We start from the raw sequence: 22,070 nt of genomic DNA, 5'->3' as shown, positions 1-22,070 counted from the left end.
CGTCTGCCCAGAGCTATTTGGTGGGGCGAGTGCAAGTTTCCCGATTCGTATGTCTGTGTTTCGATAATATACTGCAAAATCGCTTCCCAGTTCCCTCTACCTTATGACGAGTGGCGATCGTGTCAGAGACCCGCGTCGCTCAAGCGGGACGCATGACTCCATGGGAGCGTCATTTGCACCCAGCCGTCAATTCGCGAAGATCGCACGATAGGGGCGTTAGGCCCCGGGAGCGAGTAGGCACCCACGACATGAGACGTTCCGCTCTCGGTAGCCTGCATCGCATGGGTTGTGTGGATCCAATACCCCGCGCGTCGCAATTCATGGACGCGCGGACGCGGATCGTAGACATCAAGGAAGCGCATGGCTTCGAGCGTCGTAACGTATTCGAACTGACGCATCGCGGCGAGCATGCGCGCGCGCTGACACACGGCGCTATTGCCCGGAATGCAGTCAAGAATGGCGGCAAATGCGGCTCTGCTTTTTTTGCATACTGCGGCGGCGTCCATGAGATTCCTGGGAGCGGTCAAGATGGACGCTATGTTCGGCTGCCGCCCCTCATTTGTTGCTACGATATTTCGGCGGCCGGGCCACCAATTAGCGCCGGCGGAAATTCACTCCGAAACGCTTCCATTACCGCCGTCGCCGTCCGCTTGCGCGTCAGGCAAAAGGCCGAGTTCTTCGGCTATGCCTCGTACGGCGTCGACGATCAATATCGACGCAGTCGGGTCTGTGAGGCTGCGAAACAGTTCTAGCCCTGCGACGATCTTTTCGGCGTCGCTGCGCGTGTCTGTCCTCTTGGCCTCGGCCTGCGACTGGGGGCCCACGCTAACGCGGTTGAGTAGTGCAAAGGTGGCATTCTCGCTTTCGATTTGTCTCGCCCGTCGCGCCCGCACCGCCGAAACGATCGAAGATCTGACCGTCTCAGTGAGGATGTCGCGAATCTGCCGCTCGCCCGTGTCTTCCCAGCCTTTGATGGCCGCGATCATAAGCAGCTTGATGTCGAACGTGGCGCTTAGTTCGTACAGTGATTCGGCGAGGGACAGGACAAACTGCCGTCGCTTGAGTAGCGGTGGGCGTCCCGCCGCGCGAGGCGCCAGAGCCGAAGGCGCCGACGCTAGCCGGCGCAATGGCTCGCGAAATTCAGGCCGTCGCGCCTCGGGTACGACCCACTCCGCCGCTCCCAGCTTCAACTCCAGAACGCTGGCGCTGGCCTTCAGGCCTTCAATCTGCTTGATCGTTGGCGTCGGTGTTTCCTCGCCACTTTCCGCGCACACCACGTAAGCCTTGGCGACCAGCACGGCCACTGCTACCGCAAAACCCGTGCTGCCGCGAATTGCGTCGCCTAGGAAAAACTTCCGAGTGTCCCGATCGTCGCGGATGCTCGCCAGCCAGGCGGACTGCGCTTGAGTGTGGGGGCTCATCGCAAGAAAAGCGCGCGCCTCGTCATAGGCATGCGCCAGATGCACTTGTTCTTTTTCGTTGCTGATCACGAGCGATTCGATTTACCCAACAAGTTGACAGATATACCGCTGGACTAAGCGCCGCTCGCCGGGCGACTCGGCTGGTGAGCTTAGCTGCTCCATTGTACGTAAGCGCAAGTTATCCACAGGCAGGGAGAACCTTTGCGCGATTTTTGGGCCAAATTTGCGCCGCGCAGTCTTTTACCCCTTATTTCGAGGCATTTTGCAGGCTTCGCCAGCGTGAATTTTCAGCCGATATTGCCCCCTACCCCACGGCGCTTAAGTGTGGGTTTGGAGCGGAGATTTCAGCACCCGATGGGTCGCGGATTTTTACATGGGGCCGTCCAACGACGCATTGCGCCTTTCTGTCCCTCCCACATGCCCTATAGGCCAATCCACTGCCAGCCTACCTAGACGCGGATTTGCACCGGCTCAAGCTTCGGCAACGCCCAGGATTGCGCGGTTTTCTTGGCAGCAGCCCCACGTACGGCTCATTGCTATCGCGACCAGTGCGGCCCGGAACATGACGGCTGTTCACGGGCAGCGCATTATCTCATATCGTAGCCAAAAACACCACTATATCTAGGTAAAATCAGTCACTCATGCACTAGATATTGTGCTGCATCGCCACATAAATCGGGTGTCACTTCTGGTTTGAAACGCCACTCCCGGCCCTGCCCCCTCCCTCAACAGCCCCAGGCACCAGTCACGTGTTGGACGCGGAAAAGACCGGCTCATAGGCGCCGTTCTTCGCTCGCTCAGCTGAATTGCCGTCTGTAGATTGACAGACGCGCGTCGTGATGCGTGCCCCGGCGCTCTACACGCAAAACGGCTGGATACGGGATTCGGTCGTGACGCCACGATTGGGGGCATCTAAAAGCGGGAGTGCTCGAAGTGTTTAACACGTCATACCTAGATATTGGCTCTAACCACCGGAGCTCCGTGAGCCAATGAAGCACCATGTCGAAAACATCAACCAGGCCGCCGCATTCGTCGATGCGTGCAGCAACTTCGTCGCGCAGCTCGACAAGCACCAATCCGGCGGCGCCATGTTCGTCTGCTGCATCGCGCTACTGCTCGTGGGCGTTGTGGTCGTGGCGTTGACCTTGCCGCTGCGTGCCGCACAGCCCTCGTGCGACGACATGCCGAAGGCTCGCAGAAGCACGCGGGGCACGCCGACTACGGATAATCATCAACAACCGCGCAAGTAATGCGCGAATGGTGTGTTCCGGTGCGGACGTAGTGCGCGTTGGGGCAGGCCGTGAGCAGGTCCGCGATCGCTTCGGATGGACCGGACAACGGCGCACGCTAGGCGCTAACGTAGTCGCGCTTGCAGAGTCGGCCGCGCTCTCATTTCCCTATCCGCTCGACGTTGGCGACCACGGTCGGCGCCCGCGGGGGCAAGCATTAACTCCGCGGGTGACCAGGCGGGTTTTTCGCGTGCCCGTCGTCCTGCGTGCGCACCGCGGACGCGGACAGGTAGCGTCGCTGCGCCGTCCATTCGATATGTCGAACGGCCGTTGCTTGACGCGCGACGGTCCATTTGCAACCCGTTGCTGCCGGTCGAGCCGTCGGATTTGGAAAGGCCGGTATCAGAGTCGAGCGGTCGCTCGGTAAGTCCAGCCTTCGTTCAGAACGGCAAATCGTCGTCGTCGCTGTCTTTCGGCAAGGCTCCCGAAGGCAGCGGGAGGTTCGTCACCACGAACAGGTTCAGGATGTCTTCACGGTCCATGAACATCACCTGGCTGCGTTTTGTCGCGTCCAGCTTATTGCCGAGCCAGTTTCTGGCTTGTTTGGTGATCTCTCCGCCGGCGACGATGAAGGCATGGTCGACGAGCACTCGTTTGCCGATCTCCGGATCGAATACTTCGTGTCCGAGCATCATCACGACCTGGTTGTAGATCTCGGCGATATTAGCGTTCTCGCCTTTGGTCATGCCGGAAGCGTCGAGCTTGCCCTTCTTCGCTTGAATCCCGAAATACAAGACGTGTTGCGTGGGTAGGATGTATTTCATCCAAACGTCCTTGCCGTACTCGAGCGCTTTGTCCTTATGACCTGCAGCGGTGATGCGGTGGAATCCGAGCTGGCGAAACAGCGGCAGCAGAACTTCCTCGATCAGTTCATCTTCCGAGGCCTTGTCCAAATACGTGATCAATTGCTCGCGCCGCGCAAGTTCGGCGGCCGAGAACGGCCTGTGGGGATTGGCCCGTGGTGTCGCGATCGTGTTGGTCGCAATATGGCGGAGATAGCATTTCTTGTCATCAGCGTAAAACGGTTCGAAGCCCTCTCTGGCCAAAGCAGCTGCCAGCATAGCCATGGCGCCCGGCCGGTCGAGCCCCTCGTTCTGGGCGTCCGATTGGTCCATGAGCCGTTCGATGACGCGGGCGAATGTATCCGGGGGAGTGTTCGGGCCCGGCTGGGGTTCAGCCAGGATTGCACGCAGCGTCTCGGCGACCCACGCCTGACGCGTCGAGCCGTCGTGAACATAATCGGTGTCGCAGTCCATGAAGAATTCGGAGAGGCGACTGCTGCTGCGATACACGAATAAGGATTTGTCGGCGACGAAGTTGCCGCAGATCATATCGGCAATCTGCATGAGGGTGCGCTGCTTGAACTGCATCTTGTTGTCCTGTTCTGGCTGCGCAGCAGGTCCCTTGTGTCCGGGATAACCTGTTTTATCAATGGCTGTTGGGACTGCTCCGGAGCGGGCCGGCCACGGCCGGCGGATGCCAACGGGGCCGTGCCCGCCACCTCCGACGATGCAGCGTCCCGGCCGACGCAGACCTTTCCTCAGGCGGCCGCTGCGAGGCCGTCCGTGTCCTCCATCAATGGCACGGTCAACGTGGCTTGTTCGACCAGGGCCTCGGAAAAACGCGCCTGGCATCTCTGGCGTGCGGTCAGGCGTTCGCGCAGGTCAGCGCATAGGCGGCGCAGCTCTTCGACGCGTGCAACGATGCGCGACTGTTCTGCGAGCGGTGGAAGCGGAATTACGAATTGACTAAGCTTACTCATGCTGAGGCCTTCGCGGGACACTCCCACTTGCACGTCCATCACTGTTTGTTGAACGTGCGGTGAAATCAGAACGAGATGCAAATATGATGTGATGTCGTTTACAAGTGGACGAACGATGGCGACATGTTGGCTAACGTTGGCTTCGTCAAACTCGCCAGGCACGACGGCGCAGCGGCCGATCGAAGCGCCAGTAATGTTGAATAGTATGTCGTCCGGCAACACCACAGTGCCCGCCATGCGGGCATGCGTTTCCGGGGTGATAAAAGCAACGCCCTCAAGATGAAGTCCTTCGTTCCAAACATTCTGAGAACGCAGAAATTTGACCCCGCTGGCGACGTAAACGTCTTTGCCGCCAAGCGGTGTACTTCCAGCACCAAGCTTGCTCAACAGTTGACCCAAACGGATCCACTTCCATCCTGCAGGCAGTGCAAACGGCGTCTCCTGCTCCTCGATCGCGGGCATCGGCTTCTCACGCTTGGCCTTTCCTTCAGCCACCAGTTCTTCCTTTCGCGTCCGAACCTGTTCCAAAAGCGAATCGACCGCATCATCGGTCGGGTCTTGTGGCACGAGCAGGCCGCGCACAGCCAGATGCATAATGATTCGCTCAAGCGCGTCGACCGCCTCCGGCCGGTCAAGCAGCAGATCGAAGTGCGCGGCGACGCGGGTCCAGTTTTCCGCGAGCGCGTGCGACGACTCGCTCGCGGCCAGTGCGTCGAATAGCGTGGTCGTCAGCTGCGCATGCTGCTCGGCCTCCAGCCGGCCACGAGTCTCGAGTTCATCGCACAGCCGCATCAGTTCATCGACTTTGGCGACGATGCGCGCCTGTTCTTCAATGGGAGGCAGCGGAATCAGCAACTGCGGTATATCACCAAGATTGAGTTTCACAGTGTGACTACCACCTGCCTTGATCCGTTCGTACTGGTCCGTCAGTACTGGACTGCGCAACGCCAAGTGCAGAAAAGTAGAAATGTCGACGCTTTTGGGAAGTTTGATCAAGCCGACACTGACGAACACGCTGAACGAAATATCCGTGTCGACAATCGTGGGTCGTCCTAGAGTGCCGATTCGGCAAATGAGCACGTCGCCCCGTTCAGGGTTGCAGCGGCGGTTGATGAGCGCGTGTTCGTCCTCGGAAATGAACTTGCAATTGTTAAAGTTGACAGTGCGTCCATCAAGGTCTTTGACCGAGATAAATGGCACCCCCGCAGACAGATACTTCGGTGTGTGATGAGTGCCGTCAGTAATCTGCAGCGCCAATGAACCAAGCCTAGTCCACTGCCAGCCATCGGGAAGGCTAAAGGGTTTATCCTCATCGGACACTTGGGAAGGGAGTCCCCCTCTCTTTAGACGCCCAGCCTCAACTAGTAGATCACGTTCTGAATTAATTCGGTCGACTAGTCGGCTCGGCGGTTCGTCGAGCGCGTTCCTATCGGTCAAGCGACCTTGAACGGCAAGAGACAGAATCAGTTCACGCAAACGCGTAATGCCGTGAGGCGCGGTGGCCAGCATTTCGAACCCATCTCTCAGATTCATGCTTGCTCCTGCAGTGCATTCGCAAGAATACCCTTCAGCTGATCGCGCAACGCCTGAGTCCGGGTCGTCAACTCCTGGTACTGGGCCAGCAGTTCGTCCGGATCATGGCTGACCTCATCGCCGCGGTGGGGATTTTTCTGGTCGAGGTTGAAGCCATTAGCCTTCAGGGTTTCGATGCTGACCTTCCAGGCGAATTCATTCTCGACGCGGCCGACAAAACCATTGGCCTCGTTGCCCCACCAGGCCTTTTCGGCAGCAAACTCTTCGATCCGGACCGGCTTGGTCTTGGAATAGCTCTTGTAGCCGGCCGGATACGGATGCTCGTAGTACCAGACCTCGCGTGTCGGTATGCCCTTGGTGAAGAACAGCAGGTTTGTCTTGATGCCGGTATACGGCGCAAAGACGCCATTCGGCAGCCGCACGATCGTGTGCAGGTTGCACTCGGTGAGGAGCTTTTCCTTGATGCGGCTTTTCACGCCTTCACCGAACAGCGTGCCATCGGGCAGCACCACGGCCGCGCGGCCGTTGTGCTTTAGCAGTTCGATGATCAGGACCAGGAACAGGTCAGCCGTTTCACGGGTGCGCACGTCCGCCGGAAAATTGCCCTCGATGCCTGGTTCCTCAGTGCCGCCGAACGGCGGATTGGTCAGGATCACGTCGACCATGTCGCGCGTGCCATAGTCAGCGAGCGGCCGCGCGAGGGTGTTGTCGTGGCGGATCAGCGACGGCACTTCAATGCCGTGCAGCATCATGTTGGTGACACACAGCAGGTGTGGTAGCTGCTTCTTTTCAACACCGTTGATCGCGTTCTGCACCACGATGTCGTCGTCGACACTCCGGCGCTGCGCTTTGAGATGCTCAAGCGCGCAGGCCAGAAAGCCACCCGTGCCGCACGCCGGATCCAGGATGCGCTCGCCGAGCTGCGGGTTGATCTGGTCGACCATGAACTGCGTGACCGCTCGCGGAGTATAGAACTCGCCCGCGTTGCCTGCGCTCTGCAGGTCCTTGAGGATCCGCTCGTACAGGTCGTTGAACAGGTGGCGGTCGGCGCGGTTGTTGAAGTCGATCTCGTTGATCCGGTTGATCACCTGGCGCAGCAACTGGCCGGACTTCATGTAGTTGTACGCGTCGCTGAACACCTCCCGGGCCACCAAGCCGCGCGCATTGCGCTGCGGGTCCGCATTGAGCGCCTTGAACGACGGAAACAGGTCGGTGTTCACGAACGTCAGCAGCTCATCGCCGGTGATGCCCTCGGGATTGGCCGCCCAGTTGCGCCAGCGCAGCCGCTCGGGCAGGGGCGACCGGTAGGCGTCGCGCATCAGTTCGAGCTCGGTTTCCTGGTCGTCGAAAATCTTGAGGAACAGCAGCCAGGTCAGCTGCGAGATCCGCTGCGCGTCGCCGTCGACGCCGGCGTCCTGGCGCATGATGTCCTGCACGGACTTGATAAAGGTAGAGCTGATTGTCATGAGTGAACCGGTGAAACCTTATTGATAGAGCGAGCGTTCGAGCTCGCGGATCGCTGCCTGATACTGGGCCCGGCCGCCGAACGCCTGAACCAGTTCGACCGGCGAACCAAGCTGGTCGAGCGGCGCGAGCCGCAGTACTTCGGGGCGTTCAAGGTTTTCAATGCCGTCGTCGGCATATTTCTCGAGCAGCGCCTGCAGCACCTGCCGCGCGGTGTGGCCGTACTTGCCGAAATAGTCGCGCTTCCTGACGTTCTCGGCACGTTCCCGCCGGGTCAACGGCTTCTGGCCAAACGCGATATGGCAAACCAAGTCGAACGGGTCGAGGTCCTTGCCGGCCTCTTTCGCCAGTTCGTCGAACAGGATGCCCTGATCTTCAAGCTCGGCGACGATCGCCTGTTTTCTGTCGGCTTCGTTCCAGGCCTGCAGGAACGCGTCGAGCGACACGAAGCGTTTGCCGATCTGGATCCGCGTGAAGTCGCGTAGCGACTCGGTGATCAGCCGGCCGTCAGGCCCCAGATACTGGACCCGCTCGTTGACGACATACACAGGCACTTCGTCAATCACGTACCGGGTTCGAGTGGTGCCGGGCGCGTCAGACCCACCCAGAACAACTGGCCTGCCGCCCGCCTCGCCGTCCAGTCCGCCAGCGGACACGCCCATCAGATCCCCCGCCTCTTCCGGTGGCACGACGGGTTCGTCAGGCTCGGGTTCGAACACCACGGCCGGATCGCCGTCAAAGGCCGGGTCAGCAAACAGTTCGGTAGCTTTTTTGAAATCCAGAATGGTAAACCACAGCTTGCCGTACTCCTCGTCGATCCGCGTGCCGCGGCCGATAATCTGCTTGAACTCAGTCATCGACCGGATCGTACGATCGAGTACGACGAGCTTGCAGGTCTTCGCATCGACGCCGGTCGTCATCAGGCGTGATGTGGTGGCAATCACTGGATAGTCTTTGCGGGGATTGATGAAGTTGTCGAGCTCGAGCTTACCTTCCAGGTTGTCGCCCGTAATCTGCATCACGTACTTCGCGTTGGCCCCGGCCAGATCGGGGTTCGCGTTGATCAGCGCCTGGCGCATCCGGGCCGCGTGGTCGATGTCCTCGCAGAACACAATCGTCTTCGCCATCCGGTCGGTCGCATGCAGGAATTCGGTGATGCGTTTCGCGACAGCTTCGTCGCGGCGCGTCAGCACCAGCGATCGATTCATGTCGGACTGGTTGTAGATCCGGTCTTCGACTACCTGCCCCAGGCTGTCGACCATCCCGGCCGAGGGCCGCCAGCCCAGGTCCTTGTCGAGATCGACCCGCACCACCTTGTACGGCGCGAGAAAGCCGTCCTCGATGCCTTGCCGCAGCGAGTACGTGTAGATCGGCTCACCGAAGTAGGTGATGTTCGATACCTCGGCGGTTTCCTTCGGGGTCGCGGTCAGCCCGAGATGGGTGGCCAAGCTGAAATAGTCGAGGATCTCGCGCCAGGCTGAATCCTCGGCCGCACTGCCGCGGTGGCATTCGTCGATCACCACGAGGTCGAAGAAGTCGCGGCTGAACTGGCGGTAAATGTTCTGCGCCTCTTCCGTGCCCGTCACCGCCTGATACAGCGACAGGTAGATCTCGTAGGATTTGTCGACCTCGCGATTTTCAATCTTGGTCATCGCGCCGGCGAACGGCTTGAAGTCGTTGGTCTTGGTCTGGTCCACCAGGATGTTGCGATCGGCGAGAAACAGGATGCGCTTCGCCGCCCGCGCCTTCCACAGCCGCCAGATGATCTGAAACGCCGTGTAGGTCTTGCCGGTGCCCGTCGCCATCACCAGCAGGATCCGCGATTGGCCCTTCGTGACCGCCTCGATCGCGCGGTTCACCGCGTTCAGCTGGTAATAACGCGCCGGCTTGCCGGGGTAGTAGTCCTGCGCATAGACTGGCTCCGCCGACGGGGCGATACCCTTCCACGCGAGGTAGCGCTGCCATAGGTCCGCCGGCGACGGAAACTGGTCCATCGCGAGCTCGCGCTCGAGCACGCCATCCTGCAGCGTCTTGTCGTGCCAGACGAAGCCGTCGCCGTTGCTCGAAAAGGCGAACGGGACGTCGAGCATGTCGGCATAGGCGAGCGCCTGCTGGATGCCGTCGCGCACCGTGTGATTGTTGTCCTTCGCTTCCACGATCGCGAGCGGGATGCCGGGCTTGAAGTACAGCACGTAGTCGGCGCGCCGGATGGTCTTGTCGTCGCGCTTCGCCTTGTTGCCGCGCACCACCACGCGCCCGCTGGTCAACGCCACTTCTTCGCGCAGCTGGGTGTCCAGATCCCAGCCCGTGCTGATGAGCGCGGGGGAAATGAACTTGCTGCAGATGTCGCGTTCTGAAAGCGATTTTTTATTCACTGGCTCTCTCGCTGGTCCCGGATTCGTCGCAACTGATGTTCGTTTGTTCGTATCTTAGCAATCAGCGGCATGCAGGGCGTTTTGTCGACGACACGAGGCGTTACCTCAAGTGGTCCCGCTTCGCCGGTTACACGCCCTTCGGCACGCGCTTAGCGCGCGATGTGATTCGCTCGCTTGGCTTGCAGAGCGGCCACGCTTGCTCAAGACGCTAGGGTAACCGGAACGCTGCGGATTCAACCCGTCGATGCAACACACTTGAGGCTGCATAGCAGCGAGGAGTGTTGCAATGAAACAGAGGCGGCGGGTCTACTATCTACTATACAGACGGTCGAGCCTGAGAACCGGCGCAATCCGTTCGCTGAGGGGCTGAGAAAGTCGATCTCGCGCCGACGTGCGGCCGCGAAGTTACTTGGACGTGAAACCTCGGCCAACGGCCGCCGATTCAACTCGTCGCTGACGCGCCGATCTGCCTGCAAGTCTGCGCACGCGCGCCCCGCGCGGGTGATGGGCCGAAGCGGCTTTTCCTGCCCGATAGGCCGTGTCAGTTTGCTGGCAACGGTGTCTTTAACCTTCGGCACGACACGAACTCTCGGCGTCTCGTCGGCCAACGACGTCGAGCACGCGCACTATAGCCATTCGCAAAGTCAGAAGAGCATGGCGGGTATAGCCGCCTATTGCCTGTTTTAGAGCCCAGGAAGGGATTTGTTGCGTATCCTCGTCCAAAGGCAAATTCGCTTCGCAGTCATCGATCAAATCGATGACCCAATCTCGGTATCCCGTCGATTCCCAGAGCAATATTCTCTGCTCACCCGACAGATGGTCAGCACCGCCCCATAGCTCGTCGAATCTCCGCAGAATCACGGTCACGCAATGCACGCTCACATCCAGCGATCGTTTCATGCAGCCTCCTTTTCGACCGCAATATGTCAAGCTTCGTGCTCGACGGTGCTGCCGCATTCTCGAATAGTAGGACTCCTGGACCTCGGGCGACCTCTGCGAAAAACGGACCGCAATTCGCGATTTAGAGCCGCTTCAACCGATCATGGTACTTGGCCGCCTCACGACGCAAGCGCGACTGTTCCGGCGACACGTAGATCGAAGTCGTACCGAGCGATGCGTGCCCCAGGGTTTGCTGCACGACTTCGAGCGCGGCGCCGCTCGCGAGCATTTGCGTGGCGACAGTGTGGCGAAACGCGTGCGGCGAGGTGCGCTTCAGCTTGCGGTGCTCCGCCTCCGTAAGCTCGGGCAGCGCATCGAGCAACTGATCGATGACCCATTGAGTGAGCCCGCGAGCACCTCGCACCGAGTATCCACCGTTCGCGGAAACCCAGTCGTCGCCCTCCTTGGTGCGAAATTTAGCGCGGGCCCGCGGGGTTGGCGGCACGACGAGCGGCGCCACGAGTGGTCCCGCCGCATCGGCCGCGTCGAAATCCTGGCCTCGATCGCGCCAGTGCGCGCGGATCGCGTCAACGCATTCATCGCTGACCGGAACGAAGCGCTCCTTCATGCCCTTCCCGATGACTTCTAGCAACCAGCTTGCTGGCACTTCGTCGTCTGCAGGCAGCCAAGCGAGCGCGGGGCGCGCGACGGCGGCCGCCTCGGCAATGCGCAGCCCTCCATCGCCCATGATGAGCAATAACGCACGAGCGGCACGCCAGCGTGCGCCCTTGGCGCCAGTTGTGGCGGCTCGCTCGAAGAGCGTCACACGTAGCCGCGTCCAAAGATCCAGCGAGAGGGCGCGCTCGATTTGCAGTTTGCGCGCGCGCTTGACGGTGGCCGGATCCGTCACCGCCTGCCAAGGGTTGCCCGCGAGGTAACGCACATGCACGAGCCAGGTGAACGCGGCGCGGATCGCGCGCACCGCATAGCGTTGGCTCTCCGGCGAAAGACCACCCGGTGCGAACGGCCGCCATTGCCGACTGGCGCGCGCCATCGGCGGGCCGGTGAAACGCTCGCCCGGCTGCTTCAAAAACGCCTTGTATGCTTCGCAGTCCTCGACCGTCATCGACGAGAGGGCGACGCCGCGCTCCACCACGCACCACAGGACCAAACGCTCGAGCTCGCGCTTGTACGCGCGCTGCGTCTCGGGCCGCTCGTCGTAGCGGTGCAGATAGGCGCGCACGGCGTCCAGGTCGTGCGCCGCGCGCACGTACGCGAACCCCGGCGCTCGGTTCGTGCCGCGCGTACCCGACAATTCGGCCGGTACCGCCAAGCGCTCGAGCGGCGCCAACTGTTCCGCGCCTCGCGTGACGACGATCGGCATCGGCGCGACCAGCGGATCGGCGAGCTCGACCTCGAGCTCGACCGTTTGGCCGAGCGAGCTCGCGTGGCGGCGCAGCCAGGCCACCAGCACGCGCGCGCGCCCGACTCCGATGCGCGGGATCGAGCGCCACCAGCTGCCGCCACGGCGATTGATGAACGCAATAAGGTCGCCGATCGTGCGGATTCCTTCGCCGGCAAGGCGCGCGGCCACCAGCGGCCGAAACCACCGCGACAGCGGATGGTCGAGCGCCGGCCGCGCCCTGGCCCACTGCCCGGCCGCTTCTTCGATGAGCTGCAGCGTCACGGGCGTCAGGCGCACCTCGGCGTGCTTGGCGATCGACGCCTGTAGGTGCGACACCAGCACCGACGAACCTTCGCGCAGCGCAAGGGAAACCAGGTCATCGCGCATCGTGCGCAGCAGCCGCTCGACCCCGAGCGGCTCGGTCGTCTCAGCATCGAAGTAGGCGCGGGTAATCGTTGTGATCGAGAGCCCCTTGACGCGCGCGCGCAGCGCCGTGAATTCGGTGCGGCTGTAGGTGCGCGGCGCCGGGAGTTCGAGCTGCTGGGGTTGATTGGCCATGGTGTGGGTCGGTGAGTAAGGGGCGCGCCTCAGGCCGGCACGTCGACGTAGCGCGGCGCCTCAAGCTGCGCAGTGAGCCACCTGTCGTCGGCGAGCGCGGCGAGCACGGTGTCGGAGACCAACTGCCAGCGCAGGCCGGCCTTGGTATGCGGATGACACGCGCGTTGGCGCCATCGATCGCACCCGAGCCATGCACCCGACGGCCGCACGGGAACCGACACGGTGTCGCCCTCGATGAACCGGTAGCGTGCGCGAATGGTCGAGAGCGCAGCCGACGGCGCGGCAAAGCGGCGATCGGTCATCGGAAGATGCTCATCACTCGAACGCGGATGCAGCGCACAAGAGCCGCCCCGCGAGTCGCGCCGCGACAGGCGGGCGCCCTACTCATAGTCGCGCAGGCCATCGAGCTCCTGTTCCAGCTGGTTGGCCGCATCCGCGTGCAGCGCCGCAGTCGCGTCATCGAGCGCGATACCGGACGGCATGCGGCGCGATTCCGCCGCATCGCGCAGGGTGTTGATGGCCAAGCGCAGGGCATCAGCGAGGGTCAGCATCACGGCTCCAGTTCTGCAATAAGGTCGGCAGGCTTCGCAGCAGGTCGGTACACGGGACCAGGCAGTGCCACCAAGTCGGCCTCGATTATCGAAAACCCGCCCCAGCGGGCGGGTCAAGGTCACATCACGGCTACCGGGCCGCGGTGGGCCACAGCAGCCCCACGGGTCCACTTTGCGGACATCCCATCCTGCCAACGAGATGGCCCACACGGTGGGATCAACCGTGCTCGGTACCGCCCGACACTCCCGCGTTCCCGACCGGGCGGAACGCGACGGCCGAGGCAGGCAGCGAAGCGCCTGCCTGAGCGTATCGACGCGGCGCGGGGGGATGACGGGCAAACCTAGGGTAACTACCTAGTCAACACCGCGCCGAACCCAGCTTAAAGCAGATTATTAGCGATTTCAGGTATTAAGCGCAATGCCGCTAATGGGACTTAGCGGCATTGACACCCCTCACAAAAAACCCGGCCGGAGCCGGGTTTGGGCTTCCTTAACGCCCGCGTCTTGCGCCGGCAAACGCCGTCACGGGCCCGTGCCGCCCTTCCCACTCGGCACCCGCGCGCTCGCGCGCCTGCACCGCCTCGGCACTCATGTCGGGGCGGCGCAGTCGTGCTTCGGCGCGCGCACGCGCGGCCTGCAGGCGCGCCCGCTGCGCGTCCGACAGTTCCACCGCCCGGCTCGCGAGTTCGGACCGACTAATCGCCGCTTCGTCCAGCGTGAGACGCCGACTGCCGCCCAAGCGCTTGGCCTGTGTGTTGAGCTGAGCTTTCACCGCAGCTTCGATCGCAACATGGCGAATCCGCTTGGTCCTGAGCTTAAGCACGCCGACGAGCTTGGTCACCCCGAACTTCGCCTTGCTCAGCGCTGCGTCGGCTTTTCGGGTTGATTTGCGTTTGGTCATAGCCATAAATTTGTCCGTTACATCAATATGTTAGACCAGTTAGGCGGGCTTTGTCAGCAACAACCGGTGGTCCAGATATCGCTCGGTCGTATAGCCGTAGCTCTTGTAGTACGACACCAAGTGGCCCAGCGGCGTGTCGATCGCGATCGTGGTTGACTCGAACACGGCGGCCACGGCCCCCAAGATCACGTCCATCATGGCCATTGCCCGCCCAGGGATCTGCGCCTGCTCGTCCTTCTGGAAAAACAACAAAGAGGTCGTCACACGGTGCCTGGATACCTTGACCAACGCCAGCGCAGCAACGTTACGCGATGAGCCGGCGCTGATGCCGACGAAACAGCTTCGGTGCGTCGCGGCCGCGCGTCGGCGCGCGTATTCCCAGTCCAGAATCTCGTCCCAAGGCGCGACCACCCGGGGGACCGTCCGGTAGTCAACGATCTCCAGCGCGATCCCCGGATCACTGTACTTGGCGCGAAGGTCCTGCTCGGCCACATCCAGCGCGGTACGCATCTCCTGTTGGAACAGTTCCCGCGTTGAGGCAATTCCGGTCATAGTGGGTGTTCTTATTCGTATTGCTAAGGCCCGCCTAATCGGCATTCCGATAGGCCAGTTTAGAACCCTGCTGTTCTTCCCGTCCCGTCGACGTCAGAAGCCGTACGGCGCCTCGTGCCAGGCGCGCAGCACGCGGTAGTCGTGCTCGGGCAGCACGATCAGGCCAGCCTCGGCCGCCTCAAGCACGCGCTCCATCTGGCCGCTTTTGACGAGGTTGCCGTGGAGGCCGTAGAAGTACCACGCGAACCGGTACCCCACACGCTCGTCGAGCTGCGTGAGCTTGCCGTACAGACTGTAGACGTCGAGTTTGCCGGTGTTCTTCAGTTCTGCGATCTTGCGCGTGTGCCCCCATTGCGGCACAAAGCTCATGTAGCGTACGCCCTTCGGATCGGTGTAATCCGACGTGTTGAAGGCCCAGCGCAAGCAGGCGCGCTCCCCTGCCCGGCCCGGGCTGGAAGCCGCCCAGTCCTCGAAAAAGCGTCGACTTTCCCAGCGCACTTGATCGTACCCGGGCGTCAGCTCGCGGGCGGTCACGACGCGCTGTTCGCCGGTGGTCGAATTCGTTTCCATCCAGCGTCGATCGCCGTCGGCGCGCCGACGCGCCTCGTACGCGGCGTTCCCGATCGCGATGAACTGCTGCATGTCGATCACTTGCTCGAGCCGGTACCGCGGCGTTCCCAGCGTGCGGCGTTCGATGTGCTCGACCAGCATTCCGGGCGCGCCCCGGCGCAGTTCGTCGACGTTCGGCAGGCCCCAGTGCTCCTCGCGCGGGAACAGTTCGCGCTCGACGAACTCCTGCTCTTCCCAGACCTCGATCTGCACGAAGTTCTCCTGCGCCTCGCCGCGATCGTGGACGAAGTAATGCAGCACCGGCTGAATCTCCGTGAGCCGGTAGCCTGCGTCCTTGTGCGCCGTCCACACGGCGCGCGCAGAGCCGCCGTGCTTGTCCAGCTCGGCGTCGATCCAGGCGCGATAGTCGGGGGCGATTTCGCGATCGTCCGCGTCAAGGATGCGCGCCGGCCGTTCGCCGAATTCGTCCCGCGTCTTCACGTGGCGCGCGCCGCGATAGTCCGTGCGCGCGGCAAATGTCGTGAGCAAGTCGGTGTGTTTGGGCGTGACCGGCGCGGCCGCCACGATCGTCGCCAACACGTCGGTCTGCAACTCATACTCTTTTCGCATCGGATGTCTCCTATCGGGCTCACCGCGCGCGCTTGCGAGCCAAGTGCTCGCGAACCTGCGCCGCGCTCAACGCGCGCTCGGGATCGTTGGCGAGCGCTTCGGCAGCCGGCACGACCTCGGATCGGAGCCACGACTCGATTGCTCGATCGCGGGCAACCAGCGAGCGCAGGCCGTCGCGAATGACTTCGCTCTCGGACGCGTATTCGCCGCTGGCGACTTTGGCGCGCACCAGCTCGGCCATCTCTTTCGGCAAGGTCACGCTGAATTGTTGGGTTGTGCGCATGGCGGCTCCGATGCTGCTAAACAGGATTTAATCCTACTCGGCTCACGTGCCAATTTCAAGTTGGCGGGCACGGTGCGGCGGCAGTTTTCACTTCGTAGCGACCCAGCGTATCGTGATCGCGCCAGGCCTGGCCGCCTCGTGCCCGGACATCGTCCGTTCTAACGTCGACTGTCCCCGCGCGACTCGGCGGCTCGAGCACTCAAGGCGTCCCCCCAGAGAAGCGACGGGCGAAAAACGTAGCGGCGACCGTCATCGTCCTCAGCCGCGTGAGATGGTCGGCCGCTGTGGGCGTGACTTGTCGCGGGCCGGCATCACGGGCCGGCGACGCGACGGTGCTTTCGGCTTCGGCGGATCGAAGGTGCGCGCGAGGGGCGGCCCTGCCCTGTACGGCCTGCATGCGTTGCGCTTCAAACCGCTCAGTGAGTTCGGGCGTCGCGGCTGTCACGTTGCCCGATTCGAGTGCCGCGACGAACTCGGCTTGCCAGCTAGTCACGGAAACCCGCGGGCGACCTTCTCGCGCATCGAGGACCGTCAGGACGGCGTGGTCCGCCGAGACCTCCAAACGGCGTTGCGCCTGGGTATCGAAGAACAGGCGGCCGGCACATCGGGCGATGGTCTCCTGCACATGCTCGGCGTCGCGCTGGCCGGCTTGGGCTTCTTGCTGGTCGCTCTCGCGAGCCCGACGCTGATAGGCAAAGTCGACCGGCACCGTGAGCAGCTTGCGCAGGTAGGCGATCGGGGCATGGGCGACCTCGAGGTGTGCCCATGCGACGTCGACGACGTCCGAGAGGCGTTTGCCATGGTGTTGCGCTTCTCGCATGAGCTTGAAGATCAGGAATTTTCGAAAACCCAAGGACAGCAGGCGCTGGAGATCGGCAGGGAGCTGACCCGGTTGTCTCTTTTGAAAGGCAGAAGGGGAAAGATCCTTATATATAGCTCCGTCTGCCACCTTGGCAGACCGTTGATCTAACGGAACGACGTGAGTTTCGTCGGACGGTGATTCGGCGCTGGTAATAGATTCGACTTCTTTTACTGCGACGAGCCCCAGCAACGCGGCGGCTTTGGGGGTGAGGTGTAAGTAGGCCCGGCCAAAGAGACCGACTTCGCCGTGACGCTTTTGCGGGGGGCGGTGAATGAGACCTGCGCTCTCGAGATCGTCGAGGCTACGGTAGAACGTCCGCATGGACTGTAGAGCACGGCCAGTGAGTAGCTCACGACGGGCGAAAATCGCGGCGTAAGGGCGATCCGCGTCAACGGTGCGGGCAAGGGCAGCCAGCAGGGCGCGGGCGCGAGCCGGCAGTTCCGAAAGGTGCTCCGCCCGAAACGCAGCTCGGAAGATGACCCAGGGAAGGTTGGTCGTGTCGCAGGTGAATTGCGACAGCGCCTCTTTGTCGAGGTGAACATAGGGGAGGTTCTGGTCGAAGGGATGTGTGTTCCCCTCGCCAGCAACCAAGCGTTGCGCGATAGACATATCCAGCGCCCATTTCTAAAAAAATGGTCGATCCACGCTTGACTGTCGATCGCGATCCGCTACACTCCGAGATGTCGAGTCTCTAGCCGGTTCCAGCCGGATGGAGCGATAGACGGGCGGGATTCCAGTCAAGCCCGAATTGCAAAAGGCCTTCGGTTCCAGCCGAGGGCCTTTGCTTTTGGTGCGTCGAATCTTATGGCATCGACATCTTTCTTTTCCCGTAAGTCACTGATTTACAAAGATTCCCTACTAGGGACGGTATTGTGTTCCTACCAGACGAAACCGTAAGGCCTTGATTTTTCTCTCTTCCCTAGTAGGGAAGGTCATTCACCGCCGACCGCTTCACGAGCGATCTCGTCCCGAATAAACTGCTCGATCTTATCGATCCACTTCGCTGCGACGGTCTCTGCTTCCTTTCCAGCGAACCGCACACCGATCACACCACTGCGGACCGAAACCTCACAGAGCTTCTTCTTCCCGATATTGATTGGCCGAGAATTCGCAAGATGTGCCCGGGGTGCCTTCGGACGGGCCATCTCAAGCGCTCGCTTTTGCGTCAGGGATTCATCCTCGATGAGCTTTTTGATGGCATCCACGACGGCCTGCATATTCCCGTTGCCGGCGAGGGCTGCGAACTCCTCCGCCGCATTTCCTCCGACGCGGTCCGGACGCTTGGCAATTGCCTCGAGCGCTTCCGGGGGCAAGCTGTCGAATGCGAGAATTCTCGACACGTGCGAACTGCTTAGTCCGGAGGCCCTAATAACATCTGATCGGGTAAACCCGGATTCGGTTTGAAGGCGGACGAATTGCCTGTACTTCTCGAAGTCGGGAAGGGAAGGGGCCAGCAGGTTCGAAAACGTCGCGCCTAGCTCCGCTTGGCGCTCGTCCCCGAGGAATCGGATCCCAAGAATCTTCGCCCGCTTGAGTTCATCTCTATAGATGGCTACCCGGTTGTGCCCCGCGACGATCTCGTTTTTGCCATTGCCCAACGGACGATAGACAACCGGGTAAATGAGGTCATTCGCAGCAAGGTTAGCCTTGAGTTCTTCGTACTCTGTCGGCGATAGGACCCGGCGACGGCCCGGCTTTTCGACCAGGGTGGAGATGTCGACTTCTGCTGCACCCCCCGCATCCCCTGAATTTTGCAGCGTTTCGATCAGAGCTCGAGCCTCGTCGAGCTGATGCTTTACCGTCGCTGCTTCCGCAATTGCGGCATCAGCGCGATCTTCGGCTTCTTTGATGTGCAACTGCGCGTCGAGCAGTCGACCCGGCGTCGTTAGCCGAGTATCAGCCTTCATCGATGGTCGATCCATCGAAGGGGTTGCCTGAATATTGCTGGTCCGTTCGGCAAGTTTTTTACTGATGCCCATTTACACCTCCCGTGCCCATGCGCGCACCAACTGGCTATCGAGGTAGTCAGCGAGCTGGTCAAACGGCTCTCGAATTCGAGCATAGGACTGGCTGTTCACGTCGGATTTCGACAGGTCGTAGATAGTCGAGAGCATTGCTGCCGCGCCGGCTTGTACGCTGGAGTCAGGGATCGAGATGGGAAGTACTCGCGTACCGTAGGCTTTCTGCAGCCAGCCTTGCACCACCCTCGATTGCTCCGTGTTTTTGGCCTTCGTCATGAGGACGTTCACGAAGTCGTAGCGCTTGTGTTCGCGAACGCCAGGGAGTCGCCGTGCGACTTCCGAAAAAAGGCGCCAGAACTGGGTCGAGCTAGCGAAATCCAAACCCTCAGGAGGGCAGGGCAGAACGATTGCATCGGCCGCCGCTAGACAGTTGGTGGTTATTTGGCCGAGGGCCGGTGGTGTGTCGATAATCACCACATCGTAGTCGTTGAGGTGCGCGGCCAATCCCTTGTTCAGAATGTCCCAAAATTCGAAGTGGCGGTCCTTGAGCAGCATGGAAATGACTGCGAAATCCGAATCGGACAACGAAATCGACGCTGGCACCAAGTCAACGTTGTGCCAATACGTCTCGCGAATCGACCCGGCGAGTGACGATGCCTCGCCGTAAAATAGTGGTAGTAGCGTCTGGTCGTCATTGACCTCAGTTTCAGGGCTATAACCGAGCAGCTGCGTCGAGGAGCCCTGCGGATCTGAATCGATGACCAGAACCCGACGACCAAGCAGTGATAGCGCCTGCGCTGTCGCTACAGTGGTGGTCGTCTTCGTGACTCCGCCCTTGAAGTTTGCGATGGCATACACTCGCCCTCGTTTGCCCGGCGGGCGAGTGGGCCGCTTCGAAGTTGCTTGGATACACACGATGGCTTCTTCCAATGTGTATTCCTTTGCTCGGCCCGCTCCACGAGAAGTACCAGCCGGAAGCTTACCGTTTGCTGACAAGTACTTGAGGCGAGCCTTGTCGAGGCCGCACAACGTCGCGACACTTGCGCTCGTGAACATCGGTGCCTTTTTGCGTGGGTACGGCTCAAGCATCGCGTCCCGGATCTGATCGAGGACGTTCTCGGCTTGGGCCGCCAGCGCCATGATGTCGTCGACTGTCAAAGACTGATCCACTTCGGGCAGCCTGGTCGATATTGGCTCGATAGTGCTCACGGTTAGTGTCCTGGTAACTGGCGGGTTTCCCGGTTGTCGGCAAAAATGCGGCTAACCGGAGAATAAATGGGGAGCCGGTAAACTTCAAGTAAACTCTTAAGAGCCTATCGAGCCGACGCGACGTTCGTGAAAAAGTCCCGGCGGAAGTGCCTCCGTCAACGCGTGCAGCAGCATTGCCGTGCAGCGCGACGTGAATCAGGCCCGCGCAGAGCCGTGTTCGTGTGTTTGCGCGACGATGCTGCTGATCGTCGTCGCGATGGTCTGCTTGGCAGGTACGCGTCTGCACGGATCTGGACAGTGCTGCGCCCATGCAAGCCGCGGACGTGCTCGACTCGATCGAACTGACTTCGTTGCGCCGCAGGTCATAGAGCCGCGTCCTACGTGCTGACGCATAGTTCGCAGTGGCCGTCGCCATCGCGTTCCAGAACGCTTCGTCATTGCTTAGGCGCGCAATGATTCCGGTCGCTCGGAATGTGTGGTTGCCGAACTTTGTCCCGATTCCGGCTACGGTCGCGCACCGGTCCACCATCGAGTAAGCGTTGGCCTGCGGCAACGGAGAGCTGCCGAGCCGCCTCGCGTCGTGCGCAATAGCGGTCGGAAAAATTGCAAGGTAAGCCGCATCGGTACTTGGTCCGCGCAGTGCCACGGCCCGCGTCGCTACCACGCCGGAATGAGCGACATGACCCAAAAAATGACCGCCAGCATCCGCATAGGCAATGAACGCAGTACCGCACATACGCATTCACGACCTGAAAATAATAAACCTGTCAACTATCAATGCTGACAGGAAATACCAGAAAGGGGAATTTCGTTTCCGGTGCTTCGTAACATCTTGTAACTGAACATCTGGAAAAATGAATGTACTGTCATTGCTCCGATGAAAAAGCGCTTTATCCATAGCGGGTAATCATCTCGTTACGTGGGGTATCGGCGTCTCAAAGGGTTATGAAAGCGCGCTGAAGGGAGAAAACGTTTTCTGTGAAAAAAGTTCGCGCTCAACGAGAGTGACATCATTTTTACCGAATCAATGAAGATCTAATCGCGCTTCCGCGCTACGGAGGTCAGCCATGTTGTTTGTCGATAACGGTGACGTCGACACTTTCTTTCACCTCTCTACGGGCGGTGAAAATCCATTTTGGAGTATCGGGGGCGACAGCGATGCGCTTCGGTTGGGCGGTTCGGTCGACTGTTCAGACATCGCATGCAAATTAAATCCCGTTGATGCGGCGAAAATTCGGTCCTTGACCACTGAACCTCAAGAAGTGCCGTGTTCGCTGACGTTTTACGGACAACAATTCGATGTCATCTTGGTTGGCCGGCGAATTGCAGAAAATAAATGGCGAGGAATCGCATCGGCGCGCTCGCTGCTGAAGACAATGAATGCGTTGGTCGGTGAAATCGACGGAAGGGCGTACTACGGCACGCGGTGACTGTGACGCATCTCTAACGCCTGGTGAACGCTATGAAAGGAAACGCAGCTTTTCGTGATCTTGATGATCTATTGGGCACCACGAGTCCGGTCTGGAAATTCGCAAGCGATAGCTGCGTGCTCCAGCTATCCGCATCCGGCGAAGAGATTGGCCCAAGCGTTACCGTTGAGTTGAGTGCCCGTCAAGCCGAGCGCATTCGAAGCCTAACCGGGGTGACCGACGTATTAATTTTCGGCGTCACCATCCTTGGGAAGCGCTCCAAACTGCATCTCGTCGGCAAAAAGATTAATGCCTACGAATGGGCGGGCGTTGCTGCCCTGTTGATGGATTCGGAATCGGTCGCAGAGAATTCGATGCAGGCGCTGGCCTTTGCGGAAGGTATCGTGTCGGAAGTAAACGCGATTGTTGTTGTCCTCGACAGAGCCGGCAGGATACATCGATTCAATAAAAAGGCGG

Annotated in this window: 19 protein-coding genes and 1 pseudogene; 3 read left to right on the top strand and 17 right to left on the bottom strand. The window is 60.7% G+C overall.

Annotated features, from left to right (window positions below; all coding sequences use genetic code 11):
• Window positions 1-122: 122 nt before the first annotated feature.
• Entirely contained in the window at window positions 123-410 is a 288-nt protein-coding gene (locus C0Z18_RS33660) for a helix-turn-helix domain-containing protein (protein ID WP_269845333.1), read from the bottom strand.
• Window positions 411-611: 201 nt separating this feature from the next.
• Complete coding sequence (locus C0Z18_RS26395; RefSeq protein WP_102648423.1) at window positions 612-1,490, bottom strand: hypothetical protein; 879 nt, start codon at window positions 1,488-1,490, stop codon at window positions 612-614.
• A gap of 920 nt (window positions 1,491-2,410) precedes the next feature.
• Here C0Z18_RS26395 and C0Z18_RS26390 point away from each other — a divergent pair.
• Complete coding sequence (locus C0Z18_RS26390) at window positions 2,411-2,671, top strand: hypothetical protein (protein WP_102648422.1); 261 nt, start codon at window positions 2,411-2,413, stop codon at window positions 2,669-2,671.
• 419 nt (window positions 2,672-3,090) lie between these two features.
• Here the strand turns inward: C0Z18_RS26390 and C0Z18_RS26385 are convergent, their stop codons facing one another.
• From C0Z18_RS26385 to C0Z18_RS26320, 15 genes are all read right to left on the bottom strand, one after another.
• On the bottom strand, window positions 3,091-4,080 hold the full coding sequence (locus C0Z18_RS26385) for a hypothetical protein (RefSeq protein WP_102648421.1): 990 nt from the start codon (window positions 4,078-4,080) through the stop codon (window positions 3,091-3,093).
• A 170-nt stretch (window positions 4,081-4,250) separates the two neighbouring features.
• The gene (locus C0Z18_RS26380) at window positions 4,251-6,005 is read right to left on the bottom strand and encodes a restriction endonuclease subunit S (protein WP_102648420.1); all 1,755 of its coding nucleotides are present in this window, start codon (window positions 6,003-6,005) and stop codon (window positions 4,251-4,253) included.
• Window positions 6,002-7,471, bottom strand: coding sequence for a type I restriction-modification system subunit M (locus C0Z18_RS26375; RefSeq protein WP_102648419.1), 1,470 nt, complete (start codon window positions 7,469-7,471; stop codon window positions 6,002-6,004). The genes C0Z18_RS26380 and C0Z18_RS26375 overlap by 4 nt, the downstream gene beginning before the upstream one ends.
• Window positions 7,472-7,489: 18 nt before the next feature.
• Entirely contained in the window at window positions 7,490-9,844 is a 2,355-nt protein-coding gene (gene hsdR / locus C0Z18_RS26370) for an EcoAI/FtnUII family type I restriction enzme subunit R (RefSeq protein ID WP_102648418.1), read from the bottom strand.
• A gap of 564 nt (window positions 9,845-10,408) precedes the next feature.
• Window positions 10,409-10,744: a hypothetical protein gene (locus C0Z18_RS26365; protein WP_146014102.1), complete on the bottom strand. Its 336-nt coding sequence runs from the start codon at window positions 10,742-10,744 to the stop codon at window positions 10,409-10,411.
• A gap of 121 nt (window positions 10,745-10,865) precedes the next feature.
• Window positions 10,866-12,686, bottom strand: a complete 1,821-nt coding sequence (locus C0Z18_RS26360) for a site-specific integrase (RefSeq protein ID WP_102648416.1) — start codon at window positions 12,684-12,686, stop codon at window positions 10,866-10,868.
• A 29-nt stretch (window positions 12,687-12,715) separates the two neighbouring features.
• A complete protein-coding gene (locus tag C0Z18_RS26355; protein ID WP_102648415.1) occupies window positions 12,716-12,988 on the bottom strand; it encodes a hypothetical protein in 273 nt (90 codons plus the stop codon).
• Between the two features lie 78 nt (window positions 12,989-13,066).
• Window positions 13,067-13,237 carry a hypothetical protein gene (locus C0Z18_RS33300; RefSeq protein WP_199189560.1) on the bottom strand — a complete coding sequence of 57 codons (171 nt, stop codon included), beginning with the start codon at window positions 13,235-13,237 and terminating at the stop codon, window positions 13,067-13,069.
• Between the two features lie 490 nt (window positions 13,238-13,727).
• Complete coding sequence (locus tag C0Z18_RS26350) at window positions 13,728-14,144, bottom strand: hypothetical protein (RefSeq protein ID WP_146014101.1); 417 nt, start codon at window positions 14,142-14,144, stop codon at window positions 13,728-13,730.
• A 33-nt stretch (window positions 14,145-14,177) separates the two neighbouring features.
• A complete protein-coding gene (locus C0Z18_RS26345) occupies window positions 14,178-14,690 on the bottom strand; it encodes a hypothetical protein (RefSeq protein WP_102648413.1) in 513 nt (170 codons plus the stop codon).
• A gap of 93 nt (window positions 14,691-14,783) precedes the next feature.
• Entirely contained in the window at window positions 14,784-15,869 is a 1,086-nt protein-coding gene (locus C0Z18_RS26340; RefSeq protein WP_102648412.1) for a hypothetical protein, read from the bottom strand.
• A 19-nt stretch (window positions 15,870-15,888) separates the two neighbouring features.
• Window positions 15,889-16,152 carry a ribbon-helix-helix domain-containing protein gene (locus tag C0Z18_RS26335; RefSeq protein ID WP_102648411.1) on the bottom strand — a complete coding sequence of 88 codons (264 nt, stop codon included), beginning with the start codon at window positions 16,150-16,152 and terminating at the stop codon, window positions 15,889-15,891.
• A 199-nt stretch (window positions 16,153-16,351) separates the two neighbouring features.
• Window positions 16,352-17,623 carry a Replication protein O gene (locus tag C0Z18_RS33295; protein WP_199189559.1) on the bottom strand — a complete coding sequence of 424 codons (1,272 nt, stop codon included), beginning with the start codon at window positions 17,621-17,623 and terminating at the stop codon, window positions 16,352-16,354.
• Between the two features lie 323 nt (window positions 17,624-17,946).
• Window positions 17,947-18,993, bottom strand: a complete 1,047-nt coding sequence (locus tag C0Z18_RS26325) for a ParB/RepB/Spo0J family partition protein (RefSeq protein ID WP_102648410.1) — start codon at window positions 18,991-18,993, stop codon at window positions 17,947-17,949.
• Window positions 18,994-20,184 (bottom strand): AAA family ATPase, encoded by a 1,191-nt coding sequence (locus C0Z18_RS26320; RefSeq protein ID WP_233217499.1) that lies wholly within the window; start codon window positions 20,182-20,184, stop codon window positions 18,994-18,996.
• 1,067 nt (window positions 20,185-21,251) lie between these two features.
• On the opposite strand from C0Z18_RS26320, the gene C0Z18_RS26315 reads away from it, so the two are divergent.
• Window positions 21,252-21,614 (top strand): hypothetical protein, encoded by a 363-nt coding sequence (locus C0Z18_RS26315; RefSeq protein WP_102648409.1) that lies wholly within the window; start codon window positions 21,252-21,254, stop codon window positions 21,612-21,614.
• A gap of 32 nt (window positions 21,615-21,646) precedes the next feature.
• A pseudogene (locus C0Z18_RS26310) lies at window positions 21,647-22,070 on the top strand (PAS domain S-box protein); the annotation flags it as partial.

It is taken from the genome of Trinickia dabaoshanensis (assembly GCF_002879885.1).
Classification (GTDB): Bacteria; Pseudomonadota; Gammaproteobacteria; order Burkholderiales; family Burkholderiaceae; genus Trinickia; species Trinickia dabaoshanensis.
Note: the sequence above shows the minus strand (reverse complement) of the source record. Positions and strands in the feature narration are given on the sequence as shown.